Below are 13,450 nucleotides of genomic sequence, written 5' to 3'. Positions count from 1 at the left end.
CGATCATTGTGTCATTCGGGCTCGTAGGCGAGGTTCGGGCGGAGCCACTGTTCCACAGTGGACAGTTCGACGCCGCGGCGGGCCGCGTAGTCCTCGACCTGGTCCTTGCCCAGCCGTCCGACGGTGAAGTACCGCGACGCGGGGTGGGCGAAGATCAGCCCGCTGACGCTCGCCGCCGGCGTCATCGCGAAGGACTCCGTCAGCGCCATGCCGAAGCTGCCCGCGTCCAGCAGGTCGAACAGCTCCTGCTTCTCGCTGTGGTCCGGGCTCGCCGGGTAGCCCAGCGCCGGACGGATACCGCGGAACTTCTCGGCGTGCAGGTCTTCCAGCTTCGGATCGGCGTCCGGCTCGAACCAGTCCCGCCGCGCCTGGAGGTGCAGATGCTCGGCGAACGCCTCGGCGAGCCGGTCCGCGAGCGCCTTGACCATGATGGCGCGGTAGTCGTCCTGCTTCGCCTCGAACTCGGCCGCGAAGTCCTCGGCACCGAGGATGGTGACCGCGAAGCCGCCGAGGTGGTCGCCCGCGCCCGCCGGGGCGATGTAGTCGGACAGGCACCGGTTCGGCCGCTCCAGCGGCTTCTTGGTCTGCTGGCGCAGCATCGGGAATTCGACGCCCGACTCCAGGACGATGTCGTCGCCCTCGGAGTGCGCCGGCCAGAACGCGTACGCGCCCTTCGCCTGGAACCGCTCCTCGGCGATGATCTGGTCCAGCAGGGTGTTCGCGTCGTCGAACAGTTCCCGCGCCACCGGGTTGTCCAGGATCGCCGGGTACTTGCCCTTCAGCTCCCAGGCCAGGAACAGGAAGGTCCAGTCGATCATCTCGCGCAGTTCGGTGAGTGACGGCGAGACGTACCGGACGCCGGTGAACGCGGGGGTCGGGATGTCGTCGAAGGAGACCTTCTCCGGGTTGGCCCTGGCCTGCTCGACCGTCAGCAACGGGGTCCGCTGCTTGTTCGCGTGCTGCACGCGCAGCTGTTCCTGATCCTCGCGGTTCTTCTTGTCGAGGATCTCGGCACGGTCCGGGTCGAGCAGGTCACCGACGACGCCGACGACGCGGGAGGCGTCGAGGACGTGCACGGTCGTGTTCTCGTACGCGGGCGCGATACGGACCGCGGTGTGCTGGCGCGACGTGGTCGCGCCGCCGATCAGCAGCGGCAGTTTCAGCCCGCGCCGCTCCATTTCGGCGGCGACGTTGACCATCTCGTCCAGCGACGGCGTGATCAGGCCGGAAAGCCCGATGGCGTCGGCGCCCTCGGACACGGCGGTGTCCAGGATGACCGAAGCCGGGACCATCACGCCGAGGTCGATCACCTCGTAGTTGTTGCAGCCGAGGACGACGCCGACGATGTTCTTGCCGATGTCGTGCACGTCGCCCTTGACCGTCGCCAGGACGACCTTCCCGTTGCCCTGGCGGGTTTCGATCCGGCCTTCGAGGCGCGCCTTCTCCTTCTCGGCCTCCATGAACGGTTCGAGGTAGGCCACCGACCGCTTCATCACGCGCGCGCTCTTGACCACCTGCGGCAGGAACATCTTCCCGGACCCGAACAGGTCGCCGACGATCTTCATGCCGTCCATCAGGGGGCCTTCGATGACCTCCAGCGGCCTCGGCAGCTTCTGGCGTGCTTCCTCGGTGTCCTCTTCGATGTAGTCGACGATGCCGTGCACCAGCGCGTGGCTGAGGCGCGCCTCGACCGTGTTCTCCCGCCAGGAGAGGTCGACCGTGCGCTTGGTTCCCTTGCCGCTGACCGTTTCCGCGAACGTGACCAGCCTGTCGGTGGCGTCTTCACGCCGGTCGAAGAGCACGTCCTCGACCAGTTCCAGCAGGTCCTTGGGGATGTCTTCGTAGACCGCGAGCTGCCCGGCGTTGACGATGCCCATGTCCAGCCCGGCGCGCACCGCGTGCAACAGGAAGGCCGAGTGCATCGCCTCGCGCACGACGTTGTTGCCGCGGAAGGAGAACGAGAGGTTCGAGATACCGCCGCTGATGTGCACGCCGGGACAGCGTTCCTTGATCCTTGGCAGCGCGTCGATGAACGCCTTGGCGTACCCGTTGTGCTCGGAGATCCCGGTGGCGACCGCGAGCACGTTCGGGTCGAAGATGATGTCCTCGGCGACGAAACCGGCCTGCTGGGTGAGCAGGTCGTAGGCACGGGCGCAGATCTCGACCTTCCGGTCGGCGGTGTCGGCCTGGCCCTGCTCGTCGAAGGCCATCACGACCACGCCCGCGCCGTAGTCGCGGATGCGCCGGGCCTGCTGGAGGAACTGCTCCTCGCCCTCCTTGAGACTGATCGAGTTGACGACCCCCTTGCCCTGCACGCACTTCAGCCCGGCCTCGAGGACGGTCCAGCGCGAACTGTCGATCATGATCGGCAGGCGGGCGACCTCGGGTTCGGTGGCGATGAGGTTGAGGAACGTGGTCATCGCTTTTTCGCTGTCGAGCAGGTCGGCGTCCATGTTGACGTCCAGCAGGTTCGCCCCGCCGCGGACCTGCTCCAGCGCGACGTCGACGGCTGCCTGGTGGTCGTCGGCCTCGATCAGCTTGCGGAACTTGGCGGACCCGGTGACGTTGGTCCGCTCGCCGATCATGACGAACCCGGTGTCCTTGCCGATCTCGAACGGCTCGAGCCCGCTGAACCGGGTGTGCGACTTCGGATCCGGGACGGTCCGCGGCGCCATCCCGCGGACGGCGTCGGCGATCTCCTTGATGTGCGCGGGGGTCGTGCCGCAGCAGCCACCGACGACGTTGACCATCCCGGCCGTGGCGAAGTCGCCGAGCAGCCCGCCGGTCTCTTCGGGCGTCTGGTCGTACCCGCCGAACGCGTTCGGCAGGCCGGCGTTGGGGTGACAGGCGGTGTAGGTGCCCGCGAGACGGGACAGTTCGGCGATGTGCGGGCGCATCTCCTCGGCGCCCAGCGAACAGTTGACGCCGACCAGCAGCGGGTCCGCGTGCTCGATGGAGCTCCAGAACGCCTCGACCGTCTGCCCGGACAGCGTCCGGCCGCTCAGGTCGACGATCGTCACCGAGATCCACAGCGGCAGATGCGGTGCGACGTCGCGGGCCGCGGCGATCGCTGCCTTGCAGTTGAGGGTGTCGAAGATCGTCTCGATGAGCAGCAGGTCGACGCCGCCCTCGGCGAGCGCCTTGATCTGGTCGGCGTACGCGGCGTACACCTCGTCGAAGGTCACCGCGCGGAACGCCGGGTCCTCGACCTTGGGCGACAGCGACAGCGTGACGTTCAGCGGCCCGACCGACCCGGCGACGAACTTCCCGCCCGCCGCGTCCGCCGCCTCGCGGGCGATCTGGGCGCCGCGGATGTTCATCTCGTACGCGAGGTTCTCGAGACCGTAATCCGCCTGTCCGATGGTGGTGGCGGTGAACGTGTTCGTCGTCGTGATGTCCGCGCCGGCGTCCAGATACTGGCGGTGGATGTCGAGCACGACGTCCGGCCGGGTGATGTTCAGCAGGTCGGGGTCGCCGGTGATGTCGCGATGATGGTCCTGGAACCGCTCGGTGCGGTAGTCCTCAGGCTTGAGGCCGGCGTTCTGGAGCATCGACCCCCACGCGCCGTCGAGCACGACGATGCGCTCGTCCAGCAGCTTTCGCAGGGCGGTCGTTTCCATCCAGCGCTCCTCCCATGTCGTGGGAGGCGCCCTTGCAGTGAGGTCCGGGGCCGAGCGTGGCGGACCCCGCGGTCCGTTGCAGCGCCTCTCGACCTTGGCGATCAGAGTACCGGACTCGCACAAGGGCGCTCCGCCTGAATCGCTCAGCCGCTGGCCAGGGCGGGTTCGGCTTCCCGGATCGTGGGATGGGGCGGTGCGGGCCTGCGCCGGGCGACCACCTTGCGGCCGACCTCGATCATCGGCACCTCGACCCAGCGGTAGAGGACGTCGGAGATGACGAGGGCGACGACGGTCACGGCGATCGCGGTCAGTGTCCGGTGGGTGGCCAGCTGGGGAATCGACAAGGCGACCACGGTCGCCGCGACCCCTTGCAAGAGGTAGACGGAGTAGGACCGCTCGCCGATGAACCGCATCGGCGACGTGGAGAAGAGCCAGGCGATCGGACCGCGCGGGATCAGCGAGGTGATGAACAGCGCGACCAGTACCGCGTACGTGGTGCCGCCGACCGTGCCGCCGTCCTGGAAGAAGGCCTCGATGTCGGTCACGTGGATCTGGAGGATCACGAGAGCCGCGAGCAAGACGAAGGCGGCAATGGGGTGAGTGAAGACGCGAAGAACCGCGAAGCCCTTGCGGTAGTGGAGACCGATCGCGAGCGCGCAACCGATGAGGATGGGCGAGTAGGCGCCGGCGTACGGCATCACCGGGATCAGCGCGATCATGAGCGCGATCAGGCCGATCGCCAGGCCGAGCCGCTTCGGAAAGCTGAGCGCCGCGATACCGAAGGCCAGGAACGGCCAGACGAGGTAGAACTTCTGCTCGACTCCCAAGGTCCACGACTGGCCGAAGGGCGCGTTGTGGGCGAACTCGTTCGTGAAGGTGAGGAAGTACGGCATCGCTCCGGAGAGCCCGCTGGAGGTGTACTGGCCGCGCAGATACGTGAACACCACGATGATGCCCAAAACCGCGAAATACACGGGAAGAATGCGAAACGCGCGACGGATGTAGAAGTTCGCGAGCGAGATCCTGCCGTTTCGGTCTTCTTCACGCAGCGCCAGTGTGGTGATCAGGAAGCCGGAAAGAACGAAGAAGAGGTGGACGCCGATCCACCCATTGGCCATGGCCCACGACGGTCCTCCGTAGTGGAACACCACCACGAGGAGCGCGGCGATCGCGCGCAGCCCGTCGAGGGCCGGGAATCTCTTCGTGGACAGGTACTGCTCGTGCGTCATCATGCTTTGAACCCCCAGGAACGTCACCGGCAGCCAGGCCGATGCGTCACTCTAAAGGGTGAAATACTGGTTCCTGTGAGGGGGCTGTGTGATTTCTGTGTGTAGCAAAGGCGGTGACAGCGTGTGCTGTCACTTGGCAACGGCTGATTGCCATCAATGGTGATCTATTTTCTCGTGAGAGTCGAAAGCGGTATCGCCACCACGAGGATCAAGGGGAGGTCGACCGGCATGGACTTCGCGGCGTTCGACGCATGGCGCTCCTCCAGGAGGACATCGCCAGGCTCGAGGACGAACTCGACGTTCGTCCTCCTCCCCTCCCCGCAGTACAAGGAATTCATGCGAGCGGGTTCTCGACTTCTTGGTTCGAGGAGGAGGCTCGTGGAGCCTGAGGACCTGAGGGTGTGGATCGAACGGTCGTCGTCCCGGCTGAGCGCCGAGTTTTCGCTGCCGAGGGTGTCGACTCGGGCGATCTCGAAGAGCTCGCGAAGCTCGATGTCCCCACCGTACTGCTGGACTTCTACGCCTGCGTCAGAGAGGTGTCGTTGCCGGATCTCGGCAACGGTGTTTTCGTGCATTCGGCGAGACATGTGATCGCGGGACTGCTCGGTGCTCTGCCCACGCGACTCGCCGGGGCCGCCGAGGGCCGGATCACCGTTTTTGGATCGGATGGAGGAGGTTCGATGTTCGCCTTGAGCCGGCGGACCCGTCCACCGGCTGCGGGGAGGAGCCTTCCTCGACGGTGCCTACGAAGCCGATCAACAGGGAACGGCAGTGGTCGCGAACTGGAAGGTCAGGTCGTCGCGTGAGCCTCGAAGCGAGAGAGCGGCTGATCGAACTCATCCGCGCGCACGCCGGCATGGCGAACCACGCCGACGGAGAGAGCGACGCGAGCATCGGTGCCGCGGAACGGGCCCTTGGTGTCGCGTTCCCGCCCTCGTACCGCCGTCTCGTCGAGGAGTTCGGCACCTGGGACATCGCCGGAGAGGAATTCCTCGGCGTCTACAGGACTCTTGCCCATGGGACGGAGTTGCTCGGATCCGTGAAGGAGACCCTGGACCTCCGCCGCGATCACGGGCTTCTCGCCGAGCTGATCGTGGTGATGTTCGACGGCATGGGCGGGGTGATCGTCCTCGATTCGTCGAAGGTGGACCGCTTCGGCGAATACCCGGTCTTTGCCTGGTTTCATGTCGACGAGCCTCTTGAGAAACTGGGAGAGGACTTCGGCTCCTTCGCCCTTGAGCTGTGCGAGAAGGCGGTGAGGCAGTGATGCGTTCGATCGACTCCGCGCTCGGTATCGCACGAGATCTCCTCGACGGCCGGGTGCCCCAGGGAAAGCCTCCGACCGTCGACGAGATCGTGGCAGTTCGTCGTGACTTCGAGCCGATCGAATTCGACGGCACCGACGGCCCCGACGCTGACGGGTTCCTCTTTCAGTACTGCGAAGTGAGCTGGTTCTCCGAGCCGATTTTCGCGGTGGGATTCGTGCGGCAGCTGGAGATCGTCGACACGGACGGGGATCACGAAGAATATTCGCAGGTGGTGCTTGAACTCCGCTACTGTGTCGATGTCGAGCTGCGCTCGGTCGGCAGTCGCACCGTGTGGTGGTTCCGCAGCGGCGGTACTCGATTCGAGGACTGGCTCGAATCGGTGACACAGGATCCGATTTGGGTGACCCTTCAGGAGAAGGAACTCGTCGAATTCGACCTCTCGCAAGAGTCGGTCTGAACAGAAGGGCCTCTGGCTCCCGAACGCACGGAAGGTCATGACAGCAGTGATCCGGCTCGGGGTCGAAAGTGTCGAGCAAGTGTCTCAGGAGAAGGCCGTATGCGTTGTCCGGTGTCTCGGCGACCAGGTCTCGGTCGGTGATGTTCTCTCCACCGCGATCTTCGAGGACGGCACGTCGACGAAGGTCGACCTGCGAGTCGTCACGATTCTGCGTTACGAACGGCCGGTCGAACTGCTGGACTCGCCGCACAGCGCGAAGCTCGAGCTGGCGGGCGCGGGTGGACTCGAAGGAGCCCAGGAACTCCAAGGCAACCCGCGGTGAAACGGAACTCCCGGCGAACCAGCTGGATTTCGACGCTGATTTCCGTCATCGACGGAGGTTCGGACCGGATCGATCACCATCCGTGTCCGCGTTGCGAGACGCATCGGCTGGAAGTCAGGTATCTCGGCTATCCGGAGACCAGTCTCGCCACGGTCTATCTCTGGTGCAATGCGTGTCTGCGCGGCATTCAGATCTCGCGTGCCCGCGCTCCGGATGGGATGACGCTGTACCCGATCAAGGATCCGGCGTCGGCCGACGGGATTCCCGACTTCGTCCGGTATCGGCCCTGAGCGTGTTCGACATCGACGATTCGAAAGGCGGTCGACAGGTCGACCAGATTCACCTCCGGAGTGGAGCGGGTTCTTCGAGACGCCTGCTGGGAGCCGGGCAGAAAGATTGACACCGCGGGCTGGCGGCAGGAGCTTGAAGCAACCGGGATGGTGTGGATGCGCGAAGCCGCAGAACGGTTTCTCGCTGAATTCGGTGGGTTGAAGGTGGACATCGCCGGCGCGGGGATAGCGAAGGGACGAGAATCCTTCGAACTGAACCCGGGTGATGTGGACTCGGAGGTGGACAGGTTCGCCGATTGGGGAGCGGGGCTCGGCAAGTCCCTCTTCTAGCTCGGTGAACTCGACCGTGGTCTTTTCTTCCTCGGAATTTCAGAAATCGGCGAGGTTTCCTGGTCGAAGCCTGGGTGGCGAGTTTCGGGATCGGTGACACTGCCCTGGAAAACCTGATCTTGGGCATACGTCCGGAGATCGTCTCGGAATGAAGGTTGCCACGGCGTCGTTGGTGGCTGCGAAGAGTCGACGATGTAGGAATCGGGACGTTGAGTGTCCCAATTCCTACATCGTCGTGAAGCACTCCGATCTCCGGTCTTGATCAACGGAGAATCCAGGACGCTTCGATGGGTAGGTGAATGCCCTACCGTTCACCAGAAACCGACGGTCGCCTTCTGGATCTTCACCGGCTTCGCGGGCAGCCCGTCCTGCGGTCCGTTCGGATCGGTCGGGATGATCCCCGCGGCCACGATCCGGTCCAGGACGTCCATACCCCGCACGACCTTGCCCATCACCGAGTAGTTCTTCGGGATGTTCGCGAACGAGTGCACGATGAAGAACTCGCTGCCGTTGGTGCCGGGGCCCTGGTTGCCCATGGCGATGGTGCCGCGTTCGTAGGTTTCGGTGCCGTCGACCTCGTCCGGGAACTTGTAGCCCGGGCCGCCCTTCTCGGCTTCGTAAATGTCGCCGCACTGCAGGACGCCGAGGCGTGACGAGTTCGTCAGGCGCCAGCACTGGCTGTGGTCGTAGAAGCGCTGCAGGGCCAGGCTCGCCAGGTTGTGGACGGCGCATGGAGCGGCGCCGGCGCGGTTCAGGCGCACGGTCACCGGGCCGTAGTTGAAGCGGAAGGTGACGTCGACGGTGCCGCGGGTCAGCGCGAAGGGGAGTGGTCGCAGGACCGGGCGGGCCGCGGGGTTCTCCGGCGTCGGCGTGAACTCGCAGCGCACGATCGGCAGGGAAGACGTGGGCGCGGCCGTGGCCACACCGGGCAGCAGGACGGCGGCGAGAGCGGAAACGACGGCGGTGACACCCCAGCGCAGCTTCATGCGAGGGAACCTAACCCAAAAGGATGGTCGTCGGGTAGCGCTTCACGCGAGTCGCGGGTCGTGAGTGATTTGGGCCGTTAGAACGACCCAAATCACTCACGACGACCCAACGGACACCGCATGCTGAGTACGACCCTCGCGATTCTCCTCCTGCTCATCCCGCCCACCGAGATCCGGCCTGACCAGGTCGAACATGTCGCTTTGCCGTGCGTCCAAGCGGGCGCGTCCGCCGATGACGCGGACACGGCGGGCGCGCTCAACCAGCAACTCGCCACCAAGATGCGCGGCTACATGAACCCCTACAACACGTCGTGCGCCAGAGTGATCGTCGACACCGTCCAGAGATCGGGCCTCAACGAACGCGCGGCGGCCATCGCGATCGCGACGGTGATCGTCGAGTCGAGTATCGCCAATCTCGACGGCGGCCTCGGCGACTCGGTCGGGCTCTTCCAGCAGCGCGCGAGCTGGGGAAGCTTCGAGCAGCGGACCGATCCGGTCTGGGCGACCGGCCGGTTCCTGGCCGTGATGCGGCAGTTCTATCCGGATGACTCGTGGAACAACGCCGCCATCGGGGACGTCGCCGCGGCGATCCAGCGGCCGGCGGCGAAGTACCGGCATCGCTACGGGGTCGAGGCCGACGACGCGGTCAAGATCGTCAACGAGCTTTGGGCCCAGAACGGCGAATGGCCCCTGCCCACGAAGGTGGACAGGGGCCATTGAGCCGTGAAGGAACTACTTGCGCCAGGCCGTGCGCTGCTTGCGGATGTCCAGCACGAGGCCGAACACGAGCAGCAGGGACAGGCCGATCAGCCACAGGTTCTCGGTCCAGCCGTGGTGGTTGCCGTACAGCATCACCAGCAGGATGATCGCGCTCAACCAGCCCGCGACCCGCGTCGCCTTCGGGAAGGAACCGTGCCAGCCCCACTCGGCCGACGGCTCGTCGCGGGGGTCAACGGTGTCGACGCCCACCCGGCCGCGCTTTTCGACCGCCTTGCTCGCCACGATCAACTCCTCAAAACCCGATGGTCCGCTTGCCCGCGAATGATCCCACACCTGGCTGCACGCGCCCGACGGGCCCCGCGCGACAATGGCACCCGATGACTACCTCGCGAAGTGTGCTCGTGCTCGGTTCGACCGGATCGGTCGGCGCCCAGGCCCTCGACGTCGCCGCCCGTAATCCGGACCTGTTCCGGGTCGCCGGGATCGCCGCGGGCGGCTCCGACCCCGCCGCGCTGGCCGCGCAGGCCCTGGCGCACCAGGTCGACGCCGTCGCCATCAGCAGGCCGACGGCCGTGGAAGACCTGCAGCTAGCGCTGTACGCCGAGGCGCAGAAGCGCGGCTACTCCAGCGGCGACTTCAAGCTCCCGCGCATTTTCGCCGGGGCCGACGCGGTCGTCGAGATGATCGACGCCACCCCGGTGGACGTCGTGCTCAACGCGCTCCCCGGTTCCCAGGGGCTCCCGCCGACCCTGCGCGCGCTCGCCACCGGCGCCACGCTCGCGCTGGCCAACAAGGAGTCGCTGATCGCGGGCGGGCCGCTGGTGCTGGCCGCGGCCAAACCCGGCCAGCTGGTTCCGGTCGACTCCGAGCACTCCGCGATCGCCCAGGCCCTGCGCGCCGGACGCGAGTCCGAGGTCGCCAGGCTCGTGCTGACCGCCTCGGGCGGCCCGTTCCGCGGCCGCAAACGCGAGGAACTGGCCGACGTCACCGTCGAGCAGGCGATGGCGCATCCGACCTGGTCGATGGGCCCGCTCATCACGATCAACTCGTCCACCCTGGTCAACAAGGGGCTGGAGCTGATCGAGGCGAAACTCCTGTTCGACATCGAGACCGATCGCATCGACGTGGTCGTCCACCCGCAGTCGATCATTCACTCGATGGTGACCTTTGTGGACGGCTCGACGATCGCCCAGGCCAGCCCGCCCGACATGCGGCTGCCGATCGCGCTGGCCCTGCACTGGCCGGACCGTGTCCCCGGCGCCGCGGCCGCGTGCGTCTGGGACAAGCCCGCGAGCTGGACTTTCGAGCCGCTGGACAACGACGCGTTCCCCGCGGTCGAGCTGGCGAGGCACGCCGGAACCGTCGGCGGCTGTATCCCGGCGGTGTACAACGCGGCGAACGAGGAACTGGTGGCCGCCTTCCTGGCACAGAACACCGGCTTCACGTCGATTGTGGACACTATTGCCCAGGTGGTGGAAGCCGCCGACGAATGGCGTCGTGAACCTCGCGACGTGGATGACGTACTAGCTGCCGAGCGCTGGGCTCGCGCGCGTGCCGGTGCGCTGATCGGTAAGGGGAAGTAGCGCGTGGTCTTCATTCTCGGGATCGTGCTGTTCGCGCTGGGCATCTGCCTGTCCGTCGCGCTGCACGAGGCCGGTCACATGTGGGCGGCCAAGGCCTTCGGCATGAAGGTCCGGCGCTACTTCATCGGCTTCGGGCCGACGATCTTCTCCTTCCGCCGCGGTGAGACCGAGTACGGCGTGAAGTGGATCCCGCTCGGCGGCTTCTGCGACATCGCGGGCATGACCGCGCTCGACGAGGTCACCCCGGAGGAGTCGAAGCGCGCGATGTGGCGCTTCAAGACCTGGAAGCGCACCGTCGTCATGTCGGCGGGCTCGGCGATGCACTTCATCCTCGGTTTCGTCATCCTCTACCTGATGGCCGTCACCATGGGCCTGCCGAACCCGGCCGCGCAGGCCGCCCCCACCGAGGCGGTGATCAGCGCCACGTCGTGCGCCCGCTCGGCCACCACCGTGGAACAGCTGAACGACACGGCCTGCCCGCCCGGTGCCCCGACCCCCGCGAAGACCGCCGGCCTCCAGGCGGGTGACAAGGTCGTGTCCGTCGCGGGCAAGCCGATCCAGACCTGGCGCGAAATGCTCGCGGCCGTCCAGGTCGCCAGTGGCCCGACGCCGTTCGTGGTCGAACGGAACGGGCAGCGGCTGAACCTGACCGTCGACGTGCCGCGGGTGCAGCGGCTGGTCGCCGACGCTTCCAACAAAACCACGGTCAAGGACGTCGGCATGATCGGTGCCTCGCCGGTCCAGAACACCGCGCCGCCACTGCTGACCTACGGCCCCGTCGACGCGATCGGCGGGACGCTCAGCTTCACCGGCACGATGTTCTCCGAGACCGCCAAGCGGCTGATCGAGTTCCCGTCGCGGATCCCCGCGGTGGTGGATTCCATCTTCGGCGGTGAGCGCGACCCGAACACCCCGGTCAGCGTGGTCGGCGCCAGCCGTATCGGTGGTGAGGCCGCCGAGCGCGGTCTGTGGGAGATCTTCGTGCTCCTGCTGGCGAGCCTGAACTTCTTCATCGGCGTGTTCAACCTGCTGCCGCTGCTTCCGCTCGACGGCGGGCATATCGCGGTCGTCTGGTACGAGCGGGTCCGGGACTGGATCCGGAAACTGCGTGGCAAGGCGGCGGGCGGACCGGTCGACTACACGAAGCTGTCCGCGGTCACGATGGTGCTCGTCTTCATCGGCGGCGCGGTGACTCTGCTCACCGTCACCGCCGACATCGTGAACCCGGTCAAGCTGTTCCAGTGACGCGGGAGGGCGGTTACGGAGCGCGCTGTCAGCACCGTTGGGCTGCCCAGGTAATGCTGCTCACCGTGACGGCTGACGTCGTGTATGTCCGCCGATCGGGGTAGGTACGCTTGACGGCGTGACTGTCGCTCTTGGTATGCCAGCGCTTCCTCCTCCCGTCCTCTCCGAGCGTCGCAAGACCCGACAGCTGCAGGTCGGGCCGGTCGGCGTCGGCAGCGAGCACCCGATTTCGGTGCAGTCGATGACCACCACGCTCACCTCGGACGTCAACGCGACCCTGCAGCAGATCGCCGAGCTGACCGCTGCGGGCTGTGACATCGTGCGCGTCGCGTGCCCGTCGGCGGACGACGCCGAGGCGCTGCCCGCGATCGCGAAGAAGTCGCAGATCCCGGTGATCGCCGACATCCACTTCCAGCCGAAGTACGTCTTCGCCGCGATCGAGGCCGGCTGCGCGGCGGTCCGGGTGAACCCGGGCAACATCCGCAAGTTCGACGACCAGGTCAAGGAGATCGCGCGGGCTGCGAAGGACCACGGCACCCCGATCCGGATCGGCGTCAACGCGGGTTCGCTCGACAAGCGGATCATGGACAAGTACGGCAAGGCGACCCCGGAGGCGCTGGCCGAGTCGGCGCTGTGGGAGGCGTCGCTGTTCGCCGAGCACGACTTCCACGACGTGAAGATCTCCGTGAAGCACAACGACCCGGTGGTCATGGTGCGCGCGTACGAGATCCTCGCCGAGCAGTGCGACTACCCGCTGCACCTCGGCGTCACCGAGGCGGGCCCGGCGTTCCAGGGCACCATCAAGTCGGCCGTCGCGTTCGGCGCGCTGCTGCGCCAGGGCATCGGCGACACCATCCGTGTGTCGCTCTCGGCGCCGCCGGTGGAAGAGGTCAAGGTCGGGATCCAGATCCTGCAGTCGCTGAACCTCAAGGAGCGCAAGCTCGAGATCGTCTCCTGCCCTTCCTGCGGTCGCGCGCAGGTGGACGTCTACACACTCGCCGAGCAGGTCACCGCCGGGCTCGAGGGCATGGAGGTCCCGCTGCGCGTCGCGGTCATGGGCTGCGTCGTCAACGGGCCCGGTGAGGCGCGTGAGGCCGACCTCGGCGTCGCCTCGGGCAACGGCAAGGGCCAGATCTTCGTCAAGGGCGAGGTCATCAAGACCGTGCCCGAGCACGCCATCGTCGAGACGCTGATCGAAGAAGCCATGCGCATCGCCGAGGAGTCGGGCCAGACGATCGGTGAAGGAGAGCCCACCGTCACCGTCGGCTGAGTGGTCGAGACCTGTGCAATGAAAGGCCCCTTCATCGCAAAATTTGCGATGAAGGGGCCTTTCATCGCAGCCGGCGGCCCCGACCTGCCGAAGTTCTCTCAGCGTGTCGCGAAGCTTGCGTTCCGTTTAT

The 13,450-nt window shown here is 66.4% G+C and carries 14 protein-coding genes; 9 read left to right on the top strand and 5 right to left on the bottom strand.

Annotation, left to right across the window (positions count from 1 at the left end):
- Nucleotides 1-11 precede the first annotated feature (11 nt).
- From metH to H074_RS24995, 3 genes are all read right to left on the bottom strand, one after another.
- Entirely contained in the window at nucleotides 12-3,620 is a 3,609-nt protein-coding gene (gene metH / locus H074_RS25005; RefSeq protein WP_007032855.1) for a methionine synthase, read from the bottom strand.
- A gap of 143 nt (nucleotides 3,621-3,763) precedes the next feature.
- A complete protein-coding gene (locus H074_RS25000; RefSeq protein WP_007032854.1) occupies nucleotides 3,764-4,852 on the bottom strand; it encodes an acyltransferase family protein in 1,089 nt (362 codons plus the stop codon).
- A 161-nt stretch (nucleotides 4,853-5,013) separates the two neighbouring features.
- Entirely contained in the window at nucleotides 5,014-5,424 is a 411-nt protein-coding gene (locus H074_RS24995; protein ID WP_039923339.1) for a hypothetical protein, read from the bottom strand.
- Nucleotides 5,425-5,588: 164 nt separating this feature from the next.
- Here H074_RS24995 and H074_RS24990 point away from each other — a divergent pair, with 164 nt between their 5' ends.
- From H074_RS24990 to H074_RS39490, 5 genes are read left to right on the top strand one after another with little or no spacing between them, the layout of a single operon-like run.
- Nucleotides 5,589-6,116, top strand: a complete 528-nt coding sequence (locus H074_RS24990; RefSeq protein WP_338022558.1) for an SMI1/KNR4 family protein — start codon at nucleotides 5,589-5,591, stop codon at nucleotides 6,114-6,116.
- Complete coding sequence (locus H074_RS38820) at nucleotides 6,116-6,574, top strand: hypothetical protein (RefSeq protein ID WP_007032851.1); 459 nt, start codon at nucleotides 6,116-6,118, stop codon at nucleotides 6,572-6,574. The genes H074_RS24990 and H074_RS38820 overlap by 1 nt, the downstream gene beginning before the upstream one ends.
- Before the next feature lie 37 nt (nucleotides 6,575-6,611).
- The gene (locus tag H074_RS24980; protein WP_152521483.1) at nucleotides 6,612-6,896 is read left to right on the top strand and encodes a hypothetical protein; all 285 of its coding nucleotides are present in this window, start codon (nucleotides 6,612-6,614) and stop codon (nucleotides 6,894-6,896) included.
- A complete protein-coding gene (locus tag H074_RS24975) occupies nucleotides 6,893-7,186 on the top strand; it encodes a hypothetical protein (RefSeq protein ID WP_007032849.1) in 294 nt (97 codons plus the stop codon). The genes H074_RS24980 and H074_RS24975 overlap by 4 nt, the downstream gene beginning before the upstream one ends.
- Before the next feature lie 60 nt (nucleotides 7,187-7,246).
- A complete protein-coding gene (locus H074_RS39490; protein ID WP_161630695.1) occupies nucleotides 7,247-7,516 on the top strand; it encodes an SUKH-3 domain-containing protein in 270 nt (89 codons plus the stop codon).
- A 311-nt stretch (nucleotides 7,517-7,827) separates the two neighbouring features.
- Here the strand turns inward: H074_RS39490 and H074_RS24965 are convergent, their stop codons facing one another.
- Entirely contained in the window at nucleotides 7,828-8,502 is a 675-nt protein-coding gene (locus tag H074_RS24965) for a peptidylprolyl isomerase (RefSeq protein WP_007032847.1), read from the bottom strand.
- Nucleotides 8,503-8,622: 120 nt separating this feature from the next.
- On the opposite strand from H074_RS24965, the gene H074_RS24960 reads away from it, so the two are divergent.
- Nucleotides 8,623-9,222, top strand: coding sequence for a hypothetical protein (locus tag H074_RS24960; RefSeq protein WP_007032846.1), 600 nt, complete (start codon nucleotides 8,623-8,625; stop codon nucleotides 9,220-9,222).
- Nucleotides 9,223-9,234: 12 nt separating this feature from the next.
- Here the strand turns inward: H074_RS24960 and H074_RS24955 are convergent, their stop codons facing one another.
- A complete protein-coding gene (locus H074_RS24955) occupies nucleotides 9,235-9,504 on the bottom strand; it encodes a DUF2631 domain-containing protein (protein ID WP_007032845.1) in 270 nt (89 codons plus the stop codon).
- A gap of 95 nt (nucleotides 9,505-9,599) precedes the next feature.
- On the opposite strand from H074_RS24955, the gene dxr reads away from it, so the two are divergent.
- The 3 genes from dxr (at nucleotide 9,600) to ispG (ending at nucleotide 13,320) form a co-directional block, all read left to right on the top strand.
- Nucleotides 9,600-10,805, top strand: a complete 1,206-nt coding sequence (gene dxr / locus H074_RS24950; RefSeq protein ID WP_039923337.1) for a 1-deoxy-D-xylulose-5-phosphate reductoisomerase — start codon at nucleotides 9,600-9,602, stop codon at nucleotides 10,803-10,805.
- A 3-nt stretch (nucleotides 10,806-10,808) separates the two neighbouring features.
- On the top strand, nucleotides 10,809-12,050 hold the full coding sequence (locus H074_RS24945) for a M50 family metallopeptidase (RefSeq protein ID WP_007032843.1): 1,242 nt from the start codon (nucleotides 10,809-10,811) through the stop codon (nucleotides 12,048-12,050).
- 118 nt (nucleotides 12,051-12,168) lie between these two features.
- The gene (gene ispG, locus H074_RS24940; protein ID WP_007032842.1) at nucleotides 12,169-13,320 is read left to right on the top strand and encodes a flavodoxin-dependent (E)-4-hydroxy-3-methylbut-2-enyl-diphosphate synthase; all 1,152 of its coding nucleotides are present in this window, start codon (nucleotides 12,169-12,171) and stop codon (nucleotides 13,318-13,320) included.
- Nucleotides 13,321-13,450: the final 130 nt, after the last annotated feature.

The organism is Amycolatopsis decaplanina DSM 44594 (genome assembly GCF_000342005.1).
Classification (GTDB): domain Bacteria; phylum Actinomycetota; class Actinomycetes; order Mycobacteriales; family Pseudonocardiaceae; genus Amycolatopsis; species Amycolatopsis decaplanina.
Note: the sequence above shows the minus strand (reverse complement) of the source record. Positions and strands in the feature narration are given on the sequence as shown.

Coding starts and splice junctions, on each gene's coding strand:
- metH (WP_007032855.1), bottom strand. CDS start 3,620: ATGGAAACGACCGCCCTGCGAAAGCTGCTGGACGAGCGCATCGTCGTG.
- H074_RS25000 (WP_007032854.1), bottom strand. CDS start 4,852: ATGATGACGCACGAGCAGTACCTGTCCACGAAGAGATTCCCGGCCCTC.
- H074_RS24995 (WP_039923339.1), bottom strand. CDS start 5,424: ATGCACGAAAACACCGTTGCCGAGATCCGGCAACGACACCTCTCTGAC.
- H074_RS38820 (WP_007032851.1), top strand. CDS start 6,116: ATGCGTTCGATCGACTCCGCGCTCGGTATCGCACGAGATCTCCTCGAC.
- H074_RS24980 (WP_152521483.1), top strand. CDS start 6,612: ATGACAGCAGTGATCCGGCTCGGGGTCGAAAGTGTCGAGCAAGTGTCT.
- H074_RS24965 (WP_007032847.1), bottom strand. CDS start 8,502: ATGAAGCTGCGCTGGGGTGTCACCGCCGTCGTTTCCGCTCTCGCCGCC.
- H074_RS24960 (WP_007032846.1), top strand. CDS start 8,623: ATGCTGAGTACGACCCTCGCGATTCTCCTCCTGCTCATCCCGCCCACC.
- dxr (WP_039923337.1), top strand. CDS start 9,600: ATGACTACCTCGCGAAGTGTGCTCGTGCTCGGTTCGACCGGATCGGTC.